Annotated in this window: 15 protein-coding genes and 1 tRNA gene; 11 read left to right on the top strand and 5 right to left on the bottom strand. The window is 72.4% G+C overall.

What is annotated here, in order from left to right; translation table 11 throughout:
- From DZF91_RS08390 to DZF91_RS08370, 5 genes are all read left to right on the top strand, one after another.
- On the top strand, positions 1 to 1,841 hold a 1,841-nt coding region (locus DZF91_RS08390; RefSeq protein ID WP_147341058.1), incomplete at its 5' end, for an ABC transporter permease.
- Positions 1,838 to 4,486, top strand: a complete 2,649-nt coding sequence (locus DZF91_RS08385) for an FtsX-like permease family protein (RefSeq protein ID WP_117356914.1) — start codon at positions 1,838 to 1,840, stop codon at positions 4,484 to 4,486. The genes DZF91_RS08390 and DZF91_RS08385, both read left to right, overlap by 4 nt.
- Positions 4,483 to 7,155, top strand: a complete 2,673-nt coding sequence (locus tag DZF91_RS08380; RefSeq protein ID WP_117356913.1) for an ABC transporter permease — start codon at positions 4,483 to 4,485, stop codon at positions 7,153 to 7,155. The genes DZF91_RS08385 and DZF91_RS08380 overlap by 4 nt, the downstream gene beginning before the upstream one ends.
- The gene (locus DZF91_RS08375) at positions 7,152 to 8,099 is read left to right on the top strand and encodes an ABC transporter ATP-binding protein (RefSeq protein ID WP_117356912.1); all 948 of its coding nucleotides are present in this window, start codon (positions 7,152 to 7,154) and stop codon (positions 8,097 to 8,099) included. The genes DZF91_RS08380 and DZF91_RS08375 overlap by 4 nt, the downstream gene beginning before the upstream one ends.
- Complete coding sequence (locus DZF91_RS08370; protein ID WP_117356911.1) at positions 8,092 to 8,814, top strand: ABC transporter ATP-binding protein; 723 nt, start codon at positions 8,092 to 8,094, stop codon at positions 8,812 to 8,814. The genes DZF91_RS08375 and DZF91_RS08370 overlap by 8 nt, the downstream gene beginning before the upstream one ends.
- Before the next feature lie 173 nt (positions 8,815 to 8,987).
- On the opposite strand, the gene DZF91_RS08365 is transcribed toward DZF91_RS08370, so the two are convergent.
- Positions 8,988 to 10,031, bottom strand: a complete 1,044-nt coding sequence (locus DZF91_RS08365) for a D-alanyl-D-alanine carboxypeptidase family protein (protein ID WP_117356910.1) — start codon at positions 10,029 to 10,031, stop codon at positions 8,988 to 8,990.
- Positions 10,032 to 10,656: 625 nt separating this feature from the next.
- Here DZF91_RS08365 and DZF91_RS08360 point away from each other — a divergent pair.
- Both DZF91_RS08360 and DZF91_RS08355 read left to right on the top strand, forming a co-directional pair.
- Positions 10,657 to 10,729: transfer RNA gene (locus DZF91_RS08360), tRNA-Arg, on the top strand.
- Between the two features lie 556 nt (positions 10,730 to 11,285).
- On the top strand, positions 11,286 to 11,585 hold the full coding sequence (locus DZF91_RS08355) for a hypothetical protein (RefSeq protein ID WP_117356909.1): 300 nt from the start codon (positions 11,286 to 11,288) through the stop codon (positions 11,583 to 11,585).
- A 433-nt stretch (positions 11,586 to 12,018) separates the two neighbouring features.
- On the opposite strand, the gene DZF91_RS08350 is transcribed toward DZF91_RS08355, so the two are convergent.
- The 3 genes from DZF91_RS08350 to DZF91_RS08340 form a co-directional block, all read right to left on the bottom strand.
- Complete coding sequence (locus tag DZF91_RS08350; RefSeq protein ID WP_158587882.1) at positions 12,019 to 13,881, bottom strand: RCC1 domain-containing protein; 1,863 nt, start codon at positions 13,879 to 13,881, stop codon at positions 12,019 to 12,021.
- Positions 13,882 to 14,380: 499 nt separating this feature from the next.
- Positions 14,381 to 15,193 carry a CHAP domain-containing protein gene (locus tag DZF91_RS08345; RefSeq protein WP_117356907.1) on the bottom strand — a complete coding sequence of 271 codons (813 nt, stop codon included), beginning with the start codon at positions 15,191 to 15,193 and terminating at the stop codon, positions 14,381 to 14,383.
- A 97-nt stretch (positions 15,194 to 15,290) separates the two neighbouring features.
- On the bottom strand, positions 15,291 to 16,163 hold the full coding sequence (locus DZF91_RS08340; protein ID WP_199486497.1) for a peptidoglycan-binding protein: 873 nt from the start codon (positions 16,161 to 16,163) through the stop codon (positions 15,291 to 15,293).
- A 503-nt stretch (positions 16,164 to 16,666) separates the two neighbouring features.
- Between DZF91_RS08340 and DZF91_RS08335 the strand changes: the two genes are divergently transcribed.
- Complete coding sequence (locus DZF91_RS08335; protein ID WP_235834160.1) at positions 16,667 to 18,307, top strand: amidohydrolase; 1,641 nt, start codon at positions 16,667 to 16,669, stop codon at positions 18,305 to 18,307.
- Between the two features lie 169 nt (positions 18,308 to 18,476).
- On the opposite strand, the gene DZF91_RS08330 is transcribed toward DZF91_RS08335, so the two are convergent.
- The gene (locus DZF91_RS08330) at positions 18,477 to 19,133 is read right to left on the bottom strand and encodes a TetR/AcrR family transcriptional regulator (protein ID WP_117356906.1); all 657 of its coding nucleotides are present in this window, start codon (positions 19,131 to 19,133) and stop codon (positions 18,477 to 18,479) included.
- Between the two features lie 297 nt (positions 19,134 to 19,430).
- On the opposite strand from DZF91_RS08330, the gene DZF91_RS08325 reads away from it, so the two are divergent.
- The 3 genes from DZF91_RS08325 to DZF91_RS08315 all read left to right on the top strand — a co-directional run bounded on the left by DZF91_RS08325 (position 19,431) and on the right by DZF91_RS08315 (position 23,883).
- Positions 19,431 to 20,231: an enoyl-CoA hydratase/isomerase family protein gene (locus DZF91_RS08325; RefSeq protein WP_235834159.1), complete on the top strand. Its 801-nt coding sequence runs from the start codon at positions 19,431 to 19,433 to the stop codon at positions 20,229 to 20,231.
- A 296-nt stretch (positions 20,232 to 20,527) separates the two neighbouring features.
- Complete coding sequence (locus DZF91_RS08320; protein WP_235834158.1) at positions 20,528 to 22,075, top strand: AMP-binding protein; 1,548 nt, start codon at positions 20,528 to 20,530, stop codon at positions 22,073 to 22,075.
- Positions 22,066 to 23,883: an amino acid permease gene (locus DZF91_RS08315; RefSeq protein WP_117356903.1), complete on the top strand. Its 1,818-nt coding sequence runs from the start codon at positions 22,066 to 22,068 to the stop codon at positions 23,881 to 23,883. Before DZF91_RS08320 ends, DZF91_RS08315 begins: the two co-directional genes overlap by 10 nt.
- Positions 23,884 to 24,023: the final 140 nt, after the last annotated feature.

The following is a 24,023-nucleotide window of genomic DNA, read 5'->3' as shown; positions in this document are numbered from 1 at the left end:
GGTTCACCGCGCGCGGCCGGGGCCTGGCGCCCGCGCTCGGCGCCCGGCAGGTGGCGCGCCGCCCGCTCCGCTACGCCGGGCCCGCGCTGCTGCTCGTCCTCGCGATGGCGGTCGGCGTGCTGTCGGCGACGACGATGAGCACCTGGCGGCGGTCGCAGCTCGACCAGGCCGACTTCCGCGCCGCCACCGACGTGCGCGTCACCGAACCGCCCGGCGACCTCGCGCTCGGCCCCCTCGGACGCGGCGGGCGCTACGCCTCCCTGCCCGGCGTCCGGACCGCCGTCCCGGTGGCGCGGCAGGCCGCCACCTACGGCACCGCCGAGGGAGCCCTGCTCGCCGCCGACACCCGGAAGCTCCCGGCGGCGCTGCGCGTGCGCCCCGAGCTCGTCCGCTCCCTCAGACTCGGCGCGCTCGCCGCCGCCCGTCCGCCGTCCCACCTGATGGAGCTGCCCGGACGTCCCACGAAGCTCGCTTTGGACCTGCGGCTGACCTCCCGCGGTTCACCGCCGGACCTCGGGTCCGGAGGCTTCTTCGGCCCCTGGGTGCCGGACGACGGCGCCTTCGGCGTCACCGCGATCCTCACGGACGCGCGGGGCGTCAGCCGCCCGGTCGACCTCAAGGGCCTCAGGGCGAACGGCAGGACCCAGAGCCTGTCGGTGGAGATCGCCTCCCTCGCCGGTCCGGGCGGCGCCCTCTCCTACCCGCTGTCGCTGCGCGGCCTGCGCTGGCTGGACAGCGAGAACCCCAACCACGGGCCGCTCCGTCTCGAGGTGCTCGGCGTCCGCGGCGAGGGACCGGGCGGCGGGCCCGGCAGGCTGCCGTCCGGCGGGACGTGGGACCAGTGGTGGGACGACGGGACCGGCTACACCGGGAAGGCGCGGACGATCAGGACGAACCAGCGTCCCGGCGTGCTCCTGACCTCGGAGATCCCGCAGACCGAGCTGTCCGGCTACCCGCCGAGCTCGCCGACCGCCCGCGTGACCATGCTCGTCGCGCGCGGCGACGGCCCGCCGCACGACAACGACCAGGGCCCCCAGCCCATGCCGACCGTCCCCGGCGTGATCAGCCGGTCCCTCGCCGACCGCTCGCACGCCAAGGTCGGCGACTCGATCGAACTGAACCTCGCCCGGGGCAGGCAGCCGGTCCGCGTCGTCGGGATCGCCCCGGCGCTGCCCGGCCTGGACGCGGGCGAGGACGGCACCCTGGTGGACCTGCAGACCCTCGCCGACAAGTGGCAGGCCACCGGCGCGACCACCGACACCGCGGCCGACCCGGACGAGTGGTGGCTGTCGGTCTCGGACGCCGGGTCCGGCCCGGCCGTCGCCGCCGTGCGGGGCCGCGAGGGCATGGGCGACGTCACCGCCGAACGCGTCCGGCTGCGCACGGAACTGCGGGACGCGCCGCTCGCGGCGTCCCTCCAGGGCGCGCTGCTCCTCGGGTTCGGCGCGGCCCTCGCGTTCACGCTGATCGCGTTCATCGTGAACGCGGCGGTGGCCGTCCGGGAGCGGTCGCGCGAGTTCACCGTGCTGCGCGCGCTCGGCCTGCACCAGCGCCAGGTCTCCGGGATGCTCGCGGTCGAGCAGGCGATCCTGGTCGGCCTCGGCCTGGTCGGCGGGCTCGTCCTCGGCCTGGCCGTGGCGAAGCTCGTGGTGCCGCACATCGTGCTGACCGTCCAGGCCGCGCCGCCGTACCCGCCCGTCCGGCTGATCGTGCCGTGGCTCGCGGTGCTCGCCCTGGCCCTCGGCGTCGCGGCGATGCTCGGCGCGGTCCTGCTGGCCGTGATCCAGGTGCTGCGGAGACGCGGCCTCGGCGGCGACCTGCGCGCGGGGGAGGACCGATGAGGGGGCCGCGGATCCGGCTCGTCCGGACGCACTGGGCGGCGCTGCTGGCGGTGGCGGTGCTGACCGCCGTCACGACCGCGCTCGCCGTGGTCTTCCCCGCCCGCGTCGTGCACGGCTACAACCAGGCGGCGGCGAGCGTCCTCGGCGAGGACGGGTCGGTGGACGTCGTCGGCGTCGCGGGCGGAGGGGAGGCCCTCAGCAGGATCGTCACCCCGGCCGGGATGCGGACCGAGGCGGACACCTGGCGCACGATGATGCCGTCCCGGCTCGCCCGCGCCACCAGGGCGGCCGACCCGTTCGCGATCACTCCGCGCCGGGCCGGCGTCGAGGTGCCCAGGGGCACCCGGTCCATCGCCCTCGACCTGGTGGTCAACGCCGACTGGTCCTCGGGGCCGTACAGGGTCGTCCAGGGGGCCGAGTACATGGGCCGGGAGCGGCCCGAGGCCGCGGTCACCCGGGAGACGGCGGCGTTCCTCCGGCTCCGGGTCGGCTCCGTCCTCCGCGTCGGCGCCGGACCCGGCACGGTGCCCCTCACCGTCACCCAGATCATCGAGCCGGGCCCGGCCACCGGCTACTGGACGGCCCGCGGCTCGGTCGCCGACCCCCATGTCGAGCTGGACCAGATGGGGAGCGAGGTCGCGGTGGGCGGCGTGCTGATGAACGGCGCCGGCTACACCGACTACCTGACGAAGGCCGGCGGCGAGTTCCGGTACACCTGGCGTTTCGGGGTGAACCCCGCCGGACTGGACGCCGCGAACCTGAGCGCCCTGGCCACCGACGTCAACCGGTACCGCTCCGCCGTGTCGGGCCGGACGAGCATCTTCCAGTGCGCCGTCCGCAGCCCGCTGGAGGCACGGATCGGCACGTTCGCCCACCAGTACGCCACGGCTCAGGTCATCAACGGCCTGGCCTTCAGCGGCCTGGCCGCCGTCCTCGGCGGTGCGCTGATGCTCAGCCTCGCGCTGTTCACCGAACGCCTGCGCGGAACGCTCGCCGTCATGCGCGCGCGGGGGGCGTCCCTGCTCCAGCTGTTCCGGACGGTGAGCTGGCTGACCGTCCCCGTCCTGCTTCCCCCGGTGGCCGCCGGCTACGGGGTCGGCCTGCTCGTCCACGCCGGACCGCCGCGGACGGTGTCGGTCTACCTGGCCGCCGCCGTCGCGCTGGTCGTCGTGGTGTTCCCCTGCGTCCTCGCCGCGCGCTGGAACCGGGGCACGACCCTGCTGCGGCGCCGCCCGGAGACCACCACGCCCAAGGCGTCCCGGCGGCGGCTCGTGCTGGAGGTGCTGGTGGCCGTGGTCGCCGTCATCGGCCTGGTCATCCTGCGCCGCCGCGGCCTCACCGGCCAGGCCGAGCTGGGCGGGGACCCGCTGGTCTGGGCCGTCCCGGTGCTGCTCGGGACCGCCGTCGGGCTGCTCGTGCTGCGCGTCTTCCCCTGGCCGCTGCACGCCGCCGGACGGCTCTTCGGGCGCGGCCGGTCCATGGTCGGGTTCGTCGGCTTCGCCAGGGCCTCGCGGCAGCAGATCGTGACCGCCCTGCCCCTGGTCGTGCTGCTGCTCGCGGCGGCCGTCGCCGGGTTCGGCGCGACCGTCGACGCCGCCCTCGCCGGCGGCCAGCGCAGCGCCGCCTGGTACTCGGTCGGCTCCGACGCGCGGCTCACCGCGACCGCGTTCGACTACCGGCTGCCGGCGCGGCTGAAGTCGGTGCGCGGCGTCACCGGCGTCGTCCCGCTGCGGGTGATCCCCGACGCGGGCGTCGGCGGCGGGGCCGGCGAGCGGGGGAAGGTCGAGATCACCGTCCTCGCCGTGGACCTGGACGCGCTGCGCGCCGTCGCGGGCGGCGCGGCCCGCTTCGTTCCGCCCGCCCCGGCCGCCCCGGACGGCATGCTGGTCTCCCCGGCGGCCGTCCAGTACGTCGGGACGAAGCCGACCACGCTCAACTGGTTCAACAAGTCGCTGCACGTCCGGCCCGCCGGGATCGTGAACCGCTTCCCCGGCCAGGACGCGAGCACCCCGTACGTGATCGTCCCGTACCGGATGCTCAAGGACATCGACTCGTTCCCGACGCGCGTGTTCGTCCAGGGGCACGGCATCGACCGCCTGGCGCTCGAACGCGTCGCCCGCCAGTCCGTCCCGTCGTACGCGACCAACTCGGTCGGCGGCGACTTCCTCCGCTTCCAGGGGGACGTCGAGCGGAGCCTGCGGCAGAGCCCGATGGTCAAGGTCGTCCACCGGGCGTTCGCCGAGTGTGCGGGCGTCGTCGTCGCCTACGGCCTGCTGTCGGTCCTCCTGGTCCTCCTCGTGGGCGCGCGCGAACGCGGACGCGCCGTCGCGCACCTGGAGGTCCTCGGACTCAGCCGCAGGCAGCGCCGGATCCTCGCGCTCATCGAGATCGGACCGGTCGTCCTGTGCGCCGTCGTCGCCGGCTGGCTCGTCGGCATGATGCTGCCCAGGCTGACCGGCCCGGTGGTGAACCTGCGGCCGTACACGCTCGGTTTCGCGGCGTCCAACCACGCGGTCGAGCCGCTGCACCTGGTCGCGCTCGCCGCCGTCCTGCTGGCCGCGGCGCTCGCGGCGGTGCTGGTGGACCGGATCTTCGACGCCCGCGACCGGCTGGGCGAGGTGCTGAGAACGGGGGACGAGGGGTGAGCGCGCCCGCGTTCCGGTCGATCCGGACGCACCTGCCCGCGCTGCTCACGCTGGCCGTCCTCGTCGCGCTCACGACCTGCCTGGCGGTGGTCGTCCCGGCCCGGGTCGTCCAGGGGTTCGACCGCTCCGCCGCCGAGGCGGTGGGCCCGGACGGCGCTGTGAACGTCACCGGCGCCGCGAAAGGGTCCGCCGCGCTCGGCCGGGTCCCCGCGCCCGACGCGATGGAGAGGCAGGGCGCCGGCTGGCGGACCCTCCTGCCTCCCCGGCTGTCCCGCGCCACCGACCCTGTCGATCCCTTCGCCCACGTCGGGCCGTACCCGGTCCAGCGGGCGAAGGCGAAGCGGCCCGGGTTCCTCCGGGTGTTCGCCGATCCCGTGCTGAAGTCGTCCCACCTCCGGTTCCTGTCCGGCGACCCGGACATGGAGCGGAACGGCATGCCGGGCGCTCCGGGCGTCTTCGTCGACAGGAAGAACGCCGAGCTGTTCGAGTTGAAGGTCGGCTCGTCCGTGCGGGTGGAGACCTCCGCCGGCGTGCTCGCGCTCCGCGTCGCCGGGATCTTCGAACCCATCGCCCCCGACAGCCCCTACTGGGCGGCCCGGCAGGCGGCCGTCAAGCCCTGGATCCATGTCGAACCGCGGGGCTACGAACTCCAGTACGGCGGGGCGCTGATGGGTGAGAAGGGGTATGCCGCCGCCCTCGCGCTCGGCACGGAGATCCACTACACCTGGCGCTTCCCGCTGCGGCAGGACCGTGTCACCGCGCGGGACCTGCGCGCGATGCCTCCGGAGCTCGACCGCTTCCGGTCGCGCGTCTCGGGACGGTCGGACTCGATCCCGAGCGCCGTCCAGACCCCGATGGACGGACGGATCCGGGCGTTCGTCGCCCAGTACGCCACCGCCCAGGTGATCACCGGCCTGGCCTTGGGCGGCCTGGCGGCCGTTCTGGCCGGTTCCGTGGTGACCGGACTCCTGCTGTTCGCCGGACGGCTGCGCGGCGCGCTCGCCACCATGCGCGCGCGAGGAGCATCCCGAACGCAGCTGTTCGGCACGGTGTCCTGGTTGACCGTGCCGGTTCTGCTACCGGGGGTCGCACTGGGGTTCGGCTCCGGTCGGCTCGTCCGCGCCGGGCCGCTCCAGCTCTACTCCGTCTATCTCGTACTGGCGATCGCCGTCGCGGTCGTCGTCGTTCCGTGGGCGTGGGCCGTCGGCTGGAAGAGGGGTGCGGTCGGGGTCGCGCCGCGTCCGGAGATCGCGGTGATCAGACCGTCCCGGCGGCGTCTCGTGCTGGAGGGGCTCGTCCTCGTTCTGGCGGCGGTCGCCACGCTGGTGATGCGTCGTCGCGGCTTGGCGGTCCAGTCCGAGCTGGGTGCTGATCCGCTGGTCTCCGCCGTCCCTGTCCTGTTGGGCGCGGCTGCGGGGATGCTGGTGCTGCGGGTGCTTCCCTGGCCGCTGCGGTTCGCCGGACGGCTGTTCGGCCGCGGCCGGTCCGCAGTCGGGTTCGTCGGGCTCGCGCGGGCGTCGCGTCGGCAGGTGCTGACGCTGGTTCCGATGATCGTGCTGCTGCTGGCCACCGCGGTCGCGGGGTTCGGCTCGACCGTGGACGCCGCGCTCGTCCGTGGCCAGCGGACCGCCGCCTGGCACACGGTCGGCTCCGACGCCCGGATCACCGCGGGCTATCTCGACCCCCGCCTCCCCGACCGGCTGGCGACCGTGCGGGGCGTGACGGGCGTCGCGCCGCTGCGCATGGTCCCGGAAGCGGTGGTGGGCGCTCCTGCGGGCCAGGCCGGTCCCCGCGTCATCGTCGTCGCCGTCGATCTGGCCGCCTACAAGCGGATCGCGGGCGGCGCGGCCCGGTTCGTCCCGGACGCGCCTCCGGCTCCGGACGGCCTGCTGGCCTCGCCGTCCGCCGCCGCCTCCCTCGGCACGAAGCCCACCACGCTCGCCTGGGTCGGAGGCCCGAGGGTGAACGTCCGGCCGAGTGGCATCGTCCGTGACTTCCCCGCACTGGACTCCGCCGACCGCTACGTGATCATCCCGTACCGGCTGCTCCGTGAGACCGCCGCGTCCATGGGCCAGGCGTTCCCGACCCAGGTGTTCGTCCAGGGCCACGACATCGACCGCGCGGGACTGGAGCAGGTCGCGCGCCGGAGCGTGGTGGAGGCGGCGAACTCTCCCACCGGAGAAGGCTTCATCCGGTACCACGACGACATCGAACGGGCCATGACGCAGAGCTCGATGGCGCGGGTCGTCCACCGCGCGTTCGCCGAGGGAGCCCTCACGGTCGCGGCCTACGGCCTGCTGACGGTGCTGTTGGTCCTCCTCGTCGGCGCACGGGAGCGCGGACGGGCCGTCGCGCACCTGGAAGTCCTCGGGCTCGGCCGACGCCAGCGGCGGTTGCTGGCCGTCACCGAAGCCGCACCCGCGATCTTGAGCGCCGTCCTGGCCGGTTGGGTTCTCGGGTTCTTCTTGCCACACGTGACCGGGCCCATGCTGGACCTGCGTCCTTACACCTCGGGTTTCACGGTGACCGATCATGCCGTGAACCCGTTGCATCTGGCCGCGTTCGCGGGGGCCGTCCCGGCCATCGCGCTCGCGGCGGTCCTCGTGGACCGGATCTTCGACGCCCGCCACCGGCTGGGCGAAGTGCTTCGAACGGGGGAGGAGACATGACCGAGACCCCGAGCCTGGCGGAACTGGAACGCCGCGCGACCGACCGGGGGCCCGTGTACGGCGCGGGCGCGCACATCGTGTGCGACAACCTCGTCCGCATCTACAAGGCGGACGGCATCGAGGTCGTCGCCCTGCAGGGCCTCGACCTGCTGGTCGACCCGGGCGAGCTGATCGCGATCGTCGGCGCGTCCGGCTCCGGCAAGTCGACGCTGCTGAACATCCTGTCCGGGCTGGACGTCCCGACCGCCGGCGTCGCCCGGGTCGCGGACGTGGACCTGCTGACCATGAAGGCGGCGCAGCGGCTGACGTTCCGGCGCGAGAAGGTCGGGTTCGTCTGGCAGCAGACGGCCCGCAACCTGCTGCCCTACCTGACCGCCGAGCAGAACGTCCAGCTGCCGATGCGGTTCGCCGGCCGATCCAAGAAGCTGCGCCGCACCCGCGCCGCCGAACTGCTCGGCGTCCTCGGCATCGGCGAGCTCGCGGACCGCCGTCCGGCCGAGCTGTCCGGCGGCCAGCAGCAGCGCGTCGCGATCGCGGTCGCCGTCGCCAACGAGCCGGACGTCCTGCTCGCCGACGAGCCCACCGGCGAACTCGACTCGACCACCGCCGAGCAGGTCTTCGACGCGCTCCGCCGGGTCAACGCCGAGCTCGGCACCACGACCGTGATCGTCACCCACGACCCGCACGTGTCGGAGGAGGTCGAGCGGACCGTCGGGATCCGCGACGGCCGGACCAGCAGCGAGGTCCGGCGGCGCCACGCGGTGGACGCCGAGGGCCGCGCCCTGCGGATCGTCGAGGAGTACGCCGTGCTGGACCGGGTCGGCCGCGTCCAGCTGCCGCGCCACTTCATCGACGAGCTGGAGATGAGGGACCGGGTCCGGCTGAACCTGGAGCCCGACCACGTGGCCGTCCACCGGGCGGAGGAGGAGCCGGACAGTGAGTGAGAACCAGAACGGGGCGGGGGACGGCCCGATCCTGGCGGTGCGGGACCTGGTCCGGACGTTCCGGACGGGCAAGGTCGAGGTGCAGGCGCTGCGCGGCGTCTCGTTCACCATGGCGCGCGGCGAGCTGGTCGTCCTCAAGGGCCGGTCCGGCTCGGGCAAGACGACCCTGCTGAACCTGATCGGCGGCCTGGACAAGCCCACCTCCGGGACCGTCGTGCTGGACGGCCGCGAGGTCACCTCGCTCGACGAGGACGGCCTGATCCGGCTGCGCCGCGAGACGATCAGCTTCGTGTTCCAGTCGCACGGCCTGATCCCGGTGCTGTCGGCTGCCGAGAACGTCGAGGTCCCGCTGCGGCTGGCCCGCACCGCCCCCGCCGAACGGGACCGGCGCGTCGAGACCCTGCTCGCCCTCGTCGGCCTCGCCGACCACGCCCGGCAGCGCCCCTACGAGCTGTCCGGCGGCCAGCGCCAGCGGGTCGCCATCGCCCGCGCCCTGGCGTCCCGGCCGCGGCTCCTGCTGGCGGACGAGCCGACCGGCCAGCTCGACTCGGAGACCTCCCGCGCGATCATGCCGCTGCTGCGCGCCGTGATCGCCGCCGAGGGCGTCACCGTCCTGGTCGCCACGCACGACCCGATCGTCATCGAGCACGCCGACCGCCTCCTGGCGATCACCGACGGCATCGTCACCGAGGAGCCCCTGCCGGCCCGCGCCTAGGGCCTGTCTCGAAGTGGCCTCAACCACGCGCGCGAACGCGTTACCTGCACGGTGAAGCGAAGCCGGAGGCGAGCGGAACCGGGCAGATCGCGAAGCGATGCCGCGTTCGCCCAGGCACGGTCACGTAGCGAGCCGCCAGGCGAGCGAAGTGGGCCGGGACTTCGAAGCACAGCCTAGTGGTCGCTGTCGGTGCCGTACTCCCAGTGCCAGGGCTCGAACGGGCTGCTGTAGGCCCACGACGGATGGAACCAGCCGTACGTCGTGGAGTTGGCCCGCATCCAGTTGAACTGCGCCGAGCCCTGGTTCTGGACCCCGCCGCACAGGTCGGCGGCCTGCCCCTTGCCGTGGTTGCTGGTGCCCGGGACCGCCGCGAACCCGGGCCGCTCGGCGTACACGCGGTGCTGGTCGGCCAGGCTCCGGTAGCTGGACGTCACGCAGATCTTCCGGCCGAACCGGCGCTTGTACGCGGCGTTCAGCTTGTAGAACGCCAGCGCCGCGTCCGCGCGCAGCATCATGCCCTTCTGCGGCAGCGGGCACAGGTACTTGTCCGGGATCAGCCCGTTCGGGAACCTGCTGGACTCCGAGGCCAGGCTCTTGTCGCAGGTCAGCTCGAGCCTCTTGTCCGGGTCGAGCCTGCGCAGCATGCCCTCGAGCTGCTTGGTGAGCTGCGCCGACTTCTGCTTCAGCCCCTCCACCTGCTGCCGCAGCCGGGCCTCCGCGACCGCGTTGTCCGACTGGAGCTCCTGCGCCTCCGACGCCAGCGCCTGCCTGCGCTTCTGCAACTGCGTCGCCTGCGCGATCAGCGACTTCTGCGCGTCCGCCAGATGATCGACGTCCGCCGTCGAGCGCAGCGCCGAGACGTCCCCGCCCGCGCCGAACACGGCCATCGAGCCGACGACGCCGGGCTGCTGGTACGACGCGTTCGCCAGCCGCGACAGCGGCGCCCGGATCTTGTCGAACTGCGCGTCGGCCTCGGCCAGCGACTTCAGCGTCGCCCGCAGCTTGTCCTGGGACCCCGCCAGCTCCCGCCGGCCGTCCTCCATCCGGCGGGTCGCCGCCAGCAGGTCCTTACGGGCCTTGTTCGCCGCCGCGCGCAGCTGCTCCGCCGCGTCGCCGTCGCGGTCCAGGGGCGCGCCCGCCGCGGAGCCACCGGGGGACACCAACGTGACCACCATGAGGACGACCGCGGTCAGCACCGCCGACCGAGGGATCGGCACGTCTGGTTTCCTCCTGATGCCCGAAGCCGAAGTGCCGCAGGAACGGTACTACACGTCCCAGCGTGATCAGGGGGCAACGGTGCGGCGGTGCCGCTCGCACCAGCGCCGCAGGAACGGGTTGTCCGCCCACCCGGGCGGACAACCCCGGCGCTGCCCCGGAGGCCGCCCCTGCCGGTGCGTGGGCGACGTCGAAGGCGCCTTGGACGGGACGGTCCGCCGCACCACCGGAGACCGCGACACCTTCACCGGCGGAGCCTGCGACGCGGCCTTCGGCCGAGGCGGCACATAGCCCCCCACTGTGGGATAGCTCTCCGGCGTGGCCGCCACGGTGGGCCGCGCGCCCACACCGCCGGGCCGCCCACCCGGCCACAACCCGATCAGGACCGCACCCGCCAACACCACGAGAACGGCGGCCCCTCCGGCGATCCACGGGATCCGCCGGGGCCGCCGTCCGGCGCCGTCCTCCTCAGGCCGCGCCGCCCCACGATGCCGACCCGCCACGCCACCGAACTGTACTCACCCCCGCCCCGCAGGGCCTAGTCCCCAAATTCGGTTCCACCCCGACCCCTCCCGTCCCCTACCCTGGTACCGGCCGTCCGCTACGCTCTACGGCGAACGCCGACCAGCCTCCGTAGCTCAGGGGATAGAGCACCGCTCTCCTAAAGCGGGTGCCGCAGGTTCGAATCCTGCCGGGGGCACAAGATCTGTACACCTGTGATCCGCAGAGACGCCGCGAAGCCCCCGCCAACGGCGGGGGCCTTCTGGTGAGCGGGCGCGCCTGCCCACGACAACCCCGCCAAGATCACCCTCACCGATGCGTGAGGCAAAGCGCTCGCGAGGGCGCCGGTCGGGTCGGGTGATCGCGGCGGCGGCACTCCTACGAGAACTGTCGCCGCCGCCAGCTTCGCCGTCCCCGCCCCTGAGGGAGAGCGTCGGTGATGGCTTGCCCGGCGTTGGCGTCGGTTTGGGTCTGCTCGGGGTGCTTCCTCCACTACGACCGCCACGGCGACACCTACTCTCCGGGGCTGAGCCCCCGTGGGCGCCGAATTCGAGTTGTTCTGTCGAGGCGGTTGAGTGGGCAACGAGCGGGGTACGTCAATGTCAAACGAGGGGGAGTATCCCCGAGCACGTAGTTCCCGTCAGCACGGGCACGCAAAGACGTGGCGCCCCGGGTTCTACGGTCTGGCGCCTACGCGCCCGACGGGAGAGACCTTCGGCCATTCCATTGATGGCGAGAGCAGCACGTCTCGACCCATGACTGGCGAGACGACTGATGCTCTGGCCTTGGAGGTCTGGGCCGAAGTGTCTCCCACGTTTCTTTCCCTTCCCGTCATCATCACGGTCTTCCTGGCCACCTCGATCTTGATTCTGATTTTCGGCGTGGTCCTACCGTGCGTCTGGTCGCGAGACTCCGAACGCCGGGAAGCGGCATACCGAGTGATGACGGTCCTCTTGAAGGAGTCACGCTTCTTTACGAGGGAGTTGCGCCGCCAGCCAATTGAGGTCGAGCATCCCCAGGAGTCGGCGATCGAGAGGGCAACCCGCAGCGAGTAGGCAGCGCTCCCGGACGCCGCAGAGCGACTCGTCCGTTGGACAGATCAGGCGCGGAGCCAACGAGTCATGAGGCCCACTCGATCGTGCCCAGTCTGGGCCTGGCTGTCCTCCAGGCATGATCGTCGAGCCGCCGGGCTGGGCAGGTGTCGATCGTGATGGTCCCTCCCGCACGGACACTCTGTGAGTTGTCAATCTGCACGGGGCCGACGGGAAGTCTCACCAGGCGCGAGCCTGTTTCCGTCGGCCCCACAGCTTTTGTCAGCGATGATGGTGTGCCCCCAAGGCCGCCATACCTCAGGGGCCTTCCAGTAGCGGCCGGGCCTCACACGCAATAGTGGCTGGCGCTCGGCGTGGCCATCCGCTGCAGGGGGCCTGCTAATCGCCGACATGCGACCGCCGCCCCCGGGTGGTGGGGGCGGCGGGTGGGTGGTGGTTACTTGTAGGTGATGTCGACTCTCAGGTGGGCCTTGTTCGAGGTGACGGTTTCTCCGTCTTCTCGGGTGCCTGTGGCGGTGGCGGTGTTGTCGACGTAGCCCTGGGACTTCTCCTTCCACGTGATCTTGTGGGTGGCGTAGCAGGTGGCCGACCGTCCGGGCTGGAGAGTGTCGGTCGTGCAGGACACGGTTCCGGTGCGCGAGTCGTGGACGGTGATGGCGTGGAGCGGCACGTCGCCGTCGTTGGTGACGATGAACCGGTACTTGATCACGTCGTGGTCGTGCCAGGCGCTCAGGCGGGCGGCGTGCCAGTGCTTGGCCTTGTGCTTGCCCTTCGAGTGGGTGACGAATCCGGCGAACTCCTTGGCCAGGTGCAGGCTGGCACGTGAGGGTTCGGCGCTGATGGTGACCGTGACGGGCTCGGAGTCGGACGGCGGGCAGATGTCGCTGCCTTCGTAGCGCGCGGTGATGTGGTGCTGCCCCTCGTCCAGCTCGGTCGTCCGGAGTGTCGCGGTGCCTGCGCTGTTCAGCTCGGCGGTGCCGATCTGCCGGTCGCCGTCCCAGAACGTGACGGTCCCGGTCGGTTCGCCGGCGCTGCAGGTGACGGTCGCGGTCAGGGTGACCTCGTCACCGGGCGCCGCGTGGGTCGGCTGAGCGGTCAGGGACGTGTGGCTGGAGGCCCTCTCGGCCAGCATCGCCGTGTGGTAGCGGCCGACGGTGATCTGGGTGGCGGCGTAGTAGTCGGGCAGCAGCATGAAGACCGGCGTGTGGCGTTCGATGGTGGTGCCGTCCCCGAGTTGCCCGTCGAAGTTGCCGCCCCAGCCCAGGGCCCGGCCGTCGGAGGTCACCGCCGCGCTGTGGAAGACGCCGGTGTCGACCTGGGTCACGGCGACGCCTTCGGGCAGGATCGCCTCCACCGGGGTGCTGCGATGGGTGGTGGTGCCGTCTCCGAGCTTGCCCGCGTTGTTCTGGCCCCAGGCCAGGACGCGGCCGTCGGAGGTCACCGCCATGCTGTCGCGGTCGCCGGCGGCGATCTGCTTGAGGGTGCCACCGGGCATCGGCACCTGTACCGGGCTGTAGTTCCAGGTGGGGTTGGTTCCCAGCTCCCCGAACTGGTTCAGGCCCCAGCCCCAGACGCGGCTGTCGGACGTCAGCGCCAGACCGTGAGTGTCGCCGGCGGCCACCTGGGTGATGGTGAGGTCCGCCGGAAGGTGCACCCAGACCGGGGTGTGGCGAGTGATGGTGGTGCCGTCACCCAGTTCCCCCCGGTTGTTGTCGCCCCAGGCGAGGACGCGCCCATCGGTGGTCAACGCCAGACTGGAGGAGTAGCCGGCGGCGACCTGCTTGACCCTGACGCCCTGCGGCAACACCGCCTCCACCGGGACGTTGCTGGTGGTGGTGCTGCCGTCGCCCAACTGCCCGTAGCCGTTGTAGCCCCAGCCCAGGACCCGGCCGTCGGACGTCACCGCGAGGCTGTGGTGATAGCCGCCGGAGACCTGTGTGACGGTGACTCCTGCGGGGAGGGACGCGTACACCGGAATGCTGACGACGCCGACGGGCTCGGTGCCGTTGCCGAGTTCACCGTAGGCGTTCTGGCCCCAGCCCAGGACCCGTCCCTCGGACGTCACCGCGAGGTTGTGGTAGTCACCGGCGTCGATGTTGGTGAGGCTGACGCCCTCGGGCAGCGCCACCGGTCCGGGGGTGTCGCGCGAGGTGGTGGTGCCGTCCCCCAACTGGCCGTTGAAGTTGTAGCCCGTCGCGAGCGCGCTGTTCACCGGCGCCACGGGGAAGGGGGCCGCGGCGGCCGAACGGCGTGCCGCCGGTTCGGCGACCACGCACGTCACCGCCATCAGGACCGCCATCAGGCCGCCCAGCCATGCCCGGAGACGCGGCTGGACGCCCCCCGTCCTGATCCTTATGCCGACCTGGCACATCCTCATCGCGTATCCCCCGATTGACGCTCACTGGTACGGGACCTCGGGAGGGTCAGGGCGGTTTCCGGCGCGGCATCCATCACGATGCCCGGCCGTTCGGACACGCCGACCCTTGTCTCTTTTGGTGATCAAATCATCGCTGACGGTGATTCTGTGGAGCGTCAAACGAGGTTCTTTGATCATCCCGGGTTGGCCAAGCAATGATCATCAGTGCCGGTGGAACAGTCCCACCAGGCAGGCGGACGGCCCGCGGCGAAGCCGGTGCGCGTGACCGGTGCCTCGGCGCGGGCCGTGGGTGAGGAGCCTCAGGAGGTGCCGTCGCCGTCGCGTGAGGCGGCGGGCGCCGGGTCGGCTGCCATGGCGATCCAGTTGACGCCGACCCGACGATGGCGAGAATCGCGAGCGCCTTCTAAACGCAGACCATTTCCTAGAAGTGGAGCATGTACTGGAAGTCCGACTGGGCACTACTGACGTGGACGTGTGAGCGCGTCCCGTACGCCAGCGGGTTGTTCCAGTTGTACTCCTCGACGTCGAAGGAGCCGTCGGAGTAGACCTTGTTGACGTAGGCGACGTGGCCGACCTTGTGGACGTCGTTGACGGCGATAGCGCCCACCGAGGGCGTGGTGTTCACCGGGACTCCGACGCGGCGGGCGGCGTCGTCCCAGGTCCCGGCGTTGCCCCAGGTCGTCCCGCCCCACGAGTTGCTGAAGTTCGGGACGCCGAGCCGGCTCGCGATGCGCCAGGCCGCGAAGGCGGTGCAGTTGTTCTGTGCGAATCCGCGCGGATTGCCGTCGTAGTCGTTGACGGGGGTCTGTGCACCCGATCCGCCGAGGAGCTGGTGCGACGCATTGTTGTTCTTGAGCGTGGTGTTGAGGTTGCCTTGCGCGCCCGGCGCGAAGTCCTGGCTGGCTCCGCCGTAGTTGCTGTTGTAGTAGACGCGGACCGTGGAGGACGTCCGGTTCCATACCGATGCGGCGTTGTTCTTCACGCACAGGCCTTGGCCGGCGCCGGCGCCCTTGAACTCGTAGCAGGACGGCTGGGTGGTCCCGTAGTCGGCGATCGATCCGGTGAAGTCGGAGATCGAACCCGCCAGGTTGCTGTTGTAGTAGTAGCAGAACTCACCGCTGTCGCAGATCCCGTCCCGGCCCGCCGCGGAGGCGTGCGAGGCGGAGGCGACGAACGGGGCGGTGATGGACAGCGCGGCGCCGGCGATGGCGAGCGTCCTGCGTGCGTACTGCATGGTCCCTCTTTCGCGGAGTGATCGGTCTTTCGCGGGGGCGATGATCAGTGATCGGAGGGAGGGGAGGGGATGGACGGCGGCGCCTCGAAACGCCCGGTCAGTGCGTGCGCTGGTACTCCTCCCAGGTCTGGATCGCGATCCGCGGACCGTCGTCCGGGCCGCGGTTCGCGAGGCCGTTCATGCCGAGGTAGTAGTCGCCGACCTGGTGCTGCGCCTCGCTGGCCAGGTCGGTGTCGCTGATCGCCGCGGCGTGGATGTGCCACGGCCAGTCGCCCTGCGTCGGGTTGCGGACCCAGGCCGCGAACCCGACCTGCCGCAGGACGCGCGCGACGTTGGTGCGGGTGTCGGCGGACATCCCGTCCACGTTGATGTCCACGACCCCGCCCCCGTCGTGGGTTCCGGCGGACGTCGGGTCGCCGCCGGGGTTGTAGGAGCCCTGGTCCAGGACCAGCGTGAAACCGAGCAGCCGTTCGGCCTCGGTGAGCATCGCCTGGGTGCGGGCATCGACCGTGTACCCGTCGCGCTGCACCTTCGTGCCGGCGGTGAGGGGACGCGCGACGGTGAAACGGCCCTGCCCGAGAGCGGTCAAGGACGTTTTGCCGGGGAGGCCGTTCGCGTCCAGGCCGCTGTATCCGAGCGAGCGCTGGAAGGCGGCGTATGCCGAGATGGTCGTGGTGCCGAAGTAGCCGTCCACCCAGCGCGCGTCCAGCAGGTTCCTGGCCTGGAGCGCCTGCTCGACGGCGAGGACCGAGTCCTTCGCGCCCGGCGTCAGGGTGCTGTCGGCGCGCCTGGGATCGATCTGCGCGGCGAGGACCGTCGCCTCCATGTCCACGACCGGCAGCACGGTGGTCTGAGGGGACGTCGGCTTCGGCGCGGCCGACGCGGGGCCCGCGCTCACCGCCAGAGCGTTCGCGACCGCGACGGTCGTGAGCAGCGCGGTGACGGTTCCACGGGACTTGAGCAGCTTCATGTGCGGGGTGGTTCCTTCCGTTCGGTCGCGGGACTCGCCCCGCCGTCCGCGGTTCGGGGGAGACGAACGACAGCGGACGATGTGGGCTCAGTCGGCGGGAGGGGGGAGGCGGGAGGCGGGAGGCGGGAGGCGGGAGGCGAGGGAGGTAGGCGGGGGCGGTTGAAACAAGGCGCGAGGTTCGGACGCGCGGAGGCCGGGTGGCCGCTTTCGGACGGCCCTCCTCTGCTGCGGCGACCTCACCCTCCGTCAAGATCGCTCCGCCCTGCCGCGGCGTCAAGGCGACGGCGCGCGAAGGTCTTCGTCGGCGGTGAGCCTTGGAGAACCCGCACAAATACAGCGTGGGATTTGGTCAAGCGCTGAGGGTGTGACGGCGGCGGGAACCGGATTTTCCGGACCCCCTGGTCCTGCGTCGGCGACGGTCCCGCGGCGGCCGGGTACAGGTGACGGACGGGGGCGGAGTGCGTAGCATCCCGGTCAATCGATCGATCGATTGGAGTGGTCCGGTGCTGGTGGATGCGGTTCTGACGGATCTGGTCGGGCTGAGCATGCGTCCGGAACGTCCCGTGGTGCGGCGGATCGGCGTGCATCACGGACGGATCGTCGGCGTGGACGAGGAGCTCGACGGCGTGCGCGCCCGGCGGACGGTCTCCCTGGACGGCGCGTGCGTCGTGCCCGGGTTCAACGACGCCCACAACCACATGGTGCTCTTCGGCATGTCCCGGACGGAGATCGACCTCGCGACCCCGCCCATGCGGACGGTCGAGGACGTCTACGCCGCCGTCGCCGAGCGGGCGCGGACCCAGCCTCCCGGGACGTGGATCGTGGGGTCCGGCTACGACCAGAACAAGATCGGCGCCCATCCGCACCGGGACGGCCTGGACGCCGTCGCTCCCGACCATCCGGTGTGGCTGCGGCACACGTCGGCGCACATGTCGGTCGCCAACTCGCGGGCGCTGACGGCCGCGCTCGACGGGGTCCCGGTCCCGGAGGGCGGCAGGGTCGCGACCGATCCGGACGGGCGTCCGAACGGCCTGCTCGAGGAACAGGCGCAGATGCTGCTGCGCAGGCTGCGGTACCCGTTCCCCGAGGAGCAGATCGTCCGGGCGATCGGTGCGGCGAGCGAGCGGTACCTCAGCGAGGGCATCACCACCTGCACCGAAGCCGGGATCGGACGCGGCTGGATCGGCCATTCGCCGGTCGAGGGCGCGGCGTACCAGGTGGCACGTGAACGCGGCCTGCTGGGCGTGCGGGTGCGGCTGATGGTCGCGTCGGACTCGGCGCGGGAGCTGGAGCGCGAACCCGGACAGCCTCCGGCGAACGGGATCGACCTCGGCTTCCGGACGGGATTCGGCGACGCGTGGCTCCGGCTCGGCGCCATGAAGATCTTCGCGGACGGGTCGCTCATCGGGCGGACGGCCGCGATGTGCTGCGACTTCAAGGGCGAGGCGGGCAACAGCGGTTACCTGCAGATGGACGCCGAGGCGCTGCGCGAGCGGATCCTGCGGGCGCACGCGGGCGGCTGGCAGGTCGCGACGCACGCGATCGGCGATCGAGCGATCGATATCGTCCTGGACGCGTATGCCGAGGCGCAGGCCCGCCTCCCTCGACGCGATCCGCGGCACCGGATCGAGCACTGCGCCGTCACCCGCCCTGACCAGCTGGGACGTCTCGCGGAACTCGGCGTCGTCCCGGTGCCGCAGGCGACGTTCGTCGGGCAGATCGGCGACGGGATGCGGGCCGCGCTGGGCGAGGCGCGCGAGCCGTGGTGCTACCGGCAGCGGTCGTTCGTGGACGCGGGCCTGACCGTGCCGGGGAGCTCCGACCGTCCGGTCGCCCAGGGGAGCCCGCTGCTCGGCATCCACCACATGGTCAACCGCCGGACGCTGAGCGGCGCGCTCCTCGGGCCGGACGAGACCGTCAGCCCCCTGGACGCCCTCGCCGCGTACACGAGGGGATCGGCGTACGCCGGCTTCGACGAGCACCAGATGGGGACGATCGCGCCCGGCCACCTCGCCGACCTGGCCGTCCTCGACGACGACCCCACGGCCGTGGACCCCGCGCGGATCAGGGGCATCAAGGTGCTCGCGACCATGGTGGACGGCGAGTTCGCCTACCAGGCCCCCGGCGTCGGCTTCAGCGCCTGACCGACTCGGCGCGGCGTCTCAGTCGGCTCCGGTCTCACGCCGAACCAGCACTCAATCGGAGTGCCCGGCGCCGGGCGGGGCCGGTCCCGGCCGGGCACCGGGCAGGTGAGCTGCGTCCTCAAGCCGGGCGACGGTCCCCGGCGGGCGGCGGATTTGGGCGACGACGGACTCAGGCGGGGGCGGTCTCGGGCCAGGCGGCGGCCACGATCGGCTGGAGGTCCAGGTCGTCCAGGATGCGCTCGATCGTTCGATGGTCCCGCCCGCACGAGAGGAGGCTCAGGGCCATCTGCGCGTACGTGGTGGTGAGGTCGCGCAGGGAGGTCTCGCCGGACGTCGAGTACCAGCCCGCCACCCCCGAGCACATCTGGAGGAGCGCGATCCGGGCGATGCGCTGGTCCTGGACGGCGAAGGTTCCGGACGCGCAGCCGTCCGCGATCGCGCTCGCCCAGAACTCCTCGTAGCGGTCGCGCAGTTCGACGGCCCGCGCCAGCCGCTCGCCGTCCAGGCAGCGCAGCTCGTTGTCCACGACCGCCGTCTCCTCGGGGTGCGTCGCGTGCGACCAGACGTGCAGGTAGACCAGTCCGCACAGGCGTTCCTGCGGGTTCAGCGCGGGGGAGAGGCGTCCGGCGGCGTCGATGAGGCGGCGCGAGCTGTCCTGCGTGATCGCGAAGAGCAAGTCCTCCTTGGTGCCCATGTAGTGGTACAGCGTGGAGGAGTTGATGCCGACGGCCTCGGCGAGCTGGCGGATCCCGGTCGCGTGGAACCCGCGGGTGGCGAACAGGTGCACCGCCGCGCGCCGGATCTGCTCTTCGGTGCCGCCCGCCACGGCTCCGCGCGTTCGCGGGCCGCTCGCTCGTGCCATGGAGTGCCGTCGCTTTCTGGTCCGTCGGCTCGGGCGTTCCGGGCCGGGGGCGGGGGCGGTTCCGGCCGCCCCGGAGCGGTCCGGACGGGGTCCGGGTCGCGGGTCCCCAGCGTATAGCCGGGGTCGCGCGGTGGCGGCCGGACTCTTGACGGGGCCGCCGGGACCGGTTTAGCGTCCAGCCCAATCGATCGATCGATCGAGCACGGTGCACCACGATGGCGCGCGCCGGCGCATCACGACGGTGGAGGCAGGATGGCCCAGGTGAACGACCCTCTCGCCGCGTCCGGGACGCGGCCGGTGGAGGTGGCCTTCGACGGCTCGGTGGCCGTCGTGCGCCTCAACCGGCCGCACCGGCTCAACGCGGTCAATCCCGCCCTGGTGGACGGTCTGCTCGACGCCCTGGCCCGGTGCGCGGACGCCGCCGGGCGGCGGGAGGTCGGCGCGGTGGTGCTCACCGGGAACGGCCGCGCCTTCTGCGCCGGCCACGACCTGAAGGAGCCCCGCGAGCAGCCGACCCCGCTCGCCGAACGGCTCGACCGGCTCCAGGAGGTCACCCGGCGGATCCGCGCGCTGCCCGTCCCCGTGATCGCCGCCGTGCGCGGCCACGCGGTCGGCGCGGGAGCGGAGTTCGCGCTCGGCTGCGACCTGGTGATCGCCGCCGAGGACGCCGCGTTCCGCTTCCCCGAGGTCGGGATCGGGCTGAGCGTCACCGGCGGGGTCAGCCGCCTGCTGCCCGCGCTGGTCGGCCCGGCGAAGGCCAAGGAACTGGTGCTGCTGGGCGAACCCGTCCCCGCGCGGGAGGCCGAGCGGATCGGGCTGGTCAACCGGGTCGTCCCGGCGGACGGCCTGCTCGACGCGACGCTCGCCTGGGCCCGCCGCCTCGCGTCCCAGCCGCCGCTGGCGACCTCCCTGGCGAAGACGGCGCTGGACGAGGGCACGGATGGAACGCTCCCGTCCGCGCTCGCACTGGAGATCGCACACGCCCTGGTCACCGACGCGGCGATCGCCGACGAGGAGTCCGCGCGCGCCGCGCTGACCGGCAGCCGGGCGAGGAGCACCTGATGACCACCTCCCCCCACCCCCTGACGCCCTCCCAGCCGACTACGCCTCCAGCCCCTCACCCACCCGGCCCGTCTGCGGAGCCTTGTCAGCCCGTCGCGTCGGCTCATCCGGTAGCGCCGTCACAGTCTGCGGGGTCTGATCAGCCCGTGGCGTCGGCTCATCTGGCCGAGTCTGCTGGGCCTTATCAGTTGGTTGCGTCGGCTCATCCGGCCGGGCCGTTCCCTGCTGTCGCGGCGTCGCAGTCCCTCGGTTCCTTCCGGAGCAGCGCTTCGCCCCGTGCTGCGGCGGCGGGGCGAGTGGAGACCCTGGACGGGCTGGTCCGGCGGGCGGCGGACCTGTGGCCCGAGCGGACCGCCTGGACGTTCGACGAGACCGGTGAGCGGCTGACGTTCGCCGAGGTGGACCGCCGGACGGACGCCCTCGCCGCGCTGCTGGCGGGGCTCGGCGTCCGGCCGGGCGACCGCGTGGGCGTGATGGTTCGCAACCGGCCCGAGTTCCCGCTGAGCTGGCTCGCGGCGGCGAAGGTCGGCGCAGCGACGGTGCCCGTCAACACCGCCTACCGGCAGTACGACGCGACGCACGTCCTCGCTCACGCCGGATGCCGCGTGCTCCTGACGACCGGCGAGTTCGTCCCGCTGGTCGACGAGATCCGCTCCGCGACCGATCTCGTCCACGTCATCGACCTGGACCGCCTCCCCTCGGACGATGTGGCCGGGCCGCCGACGGGAGCGTCGTCCACAGAACCGGTTCCGGTTGCGGAGAGCGTCGCCAACGTGCAGTACACCTCCGGGACGACGGGGGCGCCGAAGGGCTGCGTCCTGCCCCACCGCTACTGGACGACGCTCGCCGCAGGCCTCGTGGACGGATGGCCGAACCTCGGCGAGGACGACGTCATCCTGACCGCGCAGCCGTTCCACTACATGGACCCGCAGTGGAACGTCGCCGCCGGGCTGATGGCCGGGGCGTCGCTGGTGGTGCTCGACCGCTTCCATCCGACCACCTTCTGGGGCAAGGTTCGCGAACACGGCGTGACCTGGTTCTACTGCCTCGGTCTCATGCCGAAGCTGCTGCTGGACATGCCGCCGTCGCCGGACGACCGGAACCACCGGGTCCGGGCGGTCTGCGCGTCCGCGATCCCGCCCGCGCTGCACGCGGCGCTGGAGGAGCGGTGGGGTGTGCCATGGTTCGAGGCTTTCGGGATGACCGAAACCGGTGGTGACATCAGGCTCGGGCCCGACGACCACGACGCGGCCGTCGGCACCGGATGCCTCGGCCGCCCCGTCCCCGGCCGCGAGGCGATGATCGTCGGCCCGGACGGCGCGACGCCCGTCCCGCGCGGCGAGACCGGCGAACTCGTGCTGCGCGGAACCGGCATGATGCACGGCTACTTCCGCGACCCCGAGGCCACCGCGCGCGCCTTCGCCGGCGGCTGGTTCCACACCGGCGACCTGGCGCGGATGGACGGCGAGGGCCGCGTCTACTACGTCGGGCGCACCAAGGACATGATCCGCCGCAGCGGCGAGAACGTCTCCGCGCAGGAGGTCGAGACCGTCCTGCAACTGCATCCGCGGGTCGCGATGGCCGCCGTCCTGCCCGAGCCGGACGAGCTGCGCGGCGAGGAGGTGCACGCGGTCGTCGTCGCCGAGGGCGGCGCGGACGCCGTCCCGCCGGAGGAGCTGATCGCCCACGGACGCGCCAGGCTCGCCTACTTCAAGGTCCCGCGCTACTGGACGTATGTGGACGAACTCCCGCGCACGGCCTCCGAGCGGGTCTCCAAAGCGGCCGTCCGAAACCTGCTCTCCACCGTCCCGACCTATGACGGAACGTCCGGGACATGGACGTGACGTCCCCGCCGCGACGGACCTGGGAGATCCCCACGACCGTCCACTTCGACGAGTTCGACGTGAACGGGCACCTGCACAACGCCCGCTTCGCACTGCACGTGGAGCGCGCCACCACCGCGCTGTTCGCCCGGGCCGGATTCGACACCACCGCCACCCACCGACGCGACGAGGACCTGCGCTACGCCGTCGTCGCCTTCACGATCGAGTTCGCCGCACCCGTGTCCCGCCCGGGACCCCTGCTGGTCGAGCTCACCCTCCGCCGCCTCGGCCGCACCAGCGCCGAGTGGGCGTTCGCCTGCCGCACCGAACCGGGTGCGGCACCCAGCGCGACCGGCACCCGGACGATCGTGAAGATCGACCAGGCCGGCCGCCCCACCCCCTGGACCCCGCGGATGCGCGGCCTCGACCCCCCTGGAGGCGCCGTGACCACCCCCGAGACCCGAACCGAGACCGCGGCTCCACAGGACGACCCGGCGCTGAGGCCGGCCCTCGCGGACCGCCAGATGAGCATGATCGCGATCGGCGGCGTGATCGGCGCCGGCCTGTTCGTCGGCAGCGGCAGCGTGATCAGGTCCGCCGGACCGGCCGCGCTGGTCTCCTACGCCGCATCCGGCCTGCTGGTCGTGCTGGTGATGCGGATGCTCGCCGAGCTGTCGGTGAGCGCGCCCGCGACCGGCTCGTTCGCCGCCTACGCCTCCCGCGAGCTCGGCAGCTGGGCCGGGCTCGCGATCGGCTGGATGTACGCCTACTCCTGGTCGGTGACCGTCGGCGTCGAGGCCGTCGTGGGCGGCGGCCTGGTCGACAAGCTGCTGCCGGACGTCCCCGGCTGGTCGGCGGCGCTGCTGTTCATGGTCGTGCTGACCGGCGCGAACCTGGTCGCCGTCCGCGCGTACGGCGAGTCCGAGTTCTGGTTCGCGCTGGTCAAGGTCGTCGCGATCGTCGTGTTCATCGCGCTCGGCGTGCTCGCGATCGCGGGCCTGATGCCGGGCGTGGACGCGCCGGGCACGGCCAACCTGCTGCACCACGGCGGCTTCGCGCCGCACGGCTGGTACGCGGTCGTCCCCGCCGCCCTCGTGGTGATGTTCGCGCTGAACGGCGCGGAGGTCGTGACGATCGCGGCCGGTGAGGCGGTCCGCCCGGCGGAGGCGGTGCGCCGGGCCGTCCGGTCCACGGTGACCCGCATCCTGGTCTTCTACATCGGCTCGGTCGCGGTGATCGTGACGCTGCTGCCGCACGACGCCGCGAGCGTCACCTCCAGCCCGTACGCGGCCGTGCTCGACACCCTCGGCATCCCGCACGCCGGGACGGCCATGGACGTGCTCGTCCTCGTCGCCGTCCTGTCCTGCCTGAACTCGGGCATCTACACCTCGTCCCGGATGATGTTCGCGCTCGCCGCGAACCGCGAGGCGCCCCGGATCCTGTCCCGCACCAACGGGCAGGGCGTGCCGGTGCCGGCCGTCCTGCTGGCGTCCATCGCCGGATTCGTCACGGTATGCGCCAACTACTTCGTCAGCACCACGGCGGTCTTCGACTTCCTGGTGAACTCCAGCGGCTCGGTGATCGTCCTGCTGTACCTGACGATCGCCGTCACCCAGCTGCGCGCCCGGGCCCGCACCACCCGCGAGGGCTTCGTCCCGACCGTCCGGATGTGGTGGCACCCGTACCTGTCCTGGCTGGTCGTGGCGGTGCTCGTCGCGATGCTGGTCTTCCTCGCCACCCACGCCGACACGCGCCGCTCCCTGATCCTGACCTTCTCGGTCGCCGCCGTCGCAGCGACCGCAGGTCTGATCCGCCAGAAACGCCACTGACCGAACACCTTCGTGGCGGACACCCCCGCCGTCCGCCACGAAGGCCCCCACCTGACCAGCCAGCGCACCCACGAAACAGCTCAAGCCCCACGCCGCCGCACCACCCCCGTCCCCCCGATCCCACCCCACCTCCGCGCCCC

It is taken from the genome of Actinomadura logoneensis (assembly GCF_003428695.1).
GTDB classification, from domain to species: Bacteria; Actinomycetota; Actinomycetes; order Streptosporangiales; family Streptosporangiaceae; genus Spirillospora; species Spirillospora logoneensis.
This window is presented reverse-complemented; position numbering and strand designations above follow the sequence as displayed.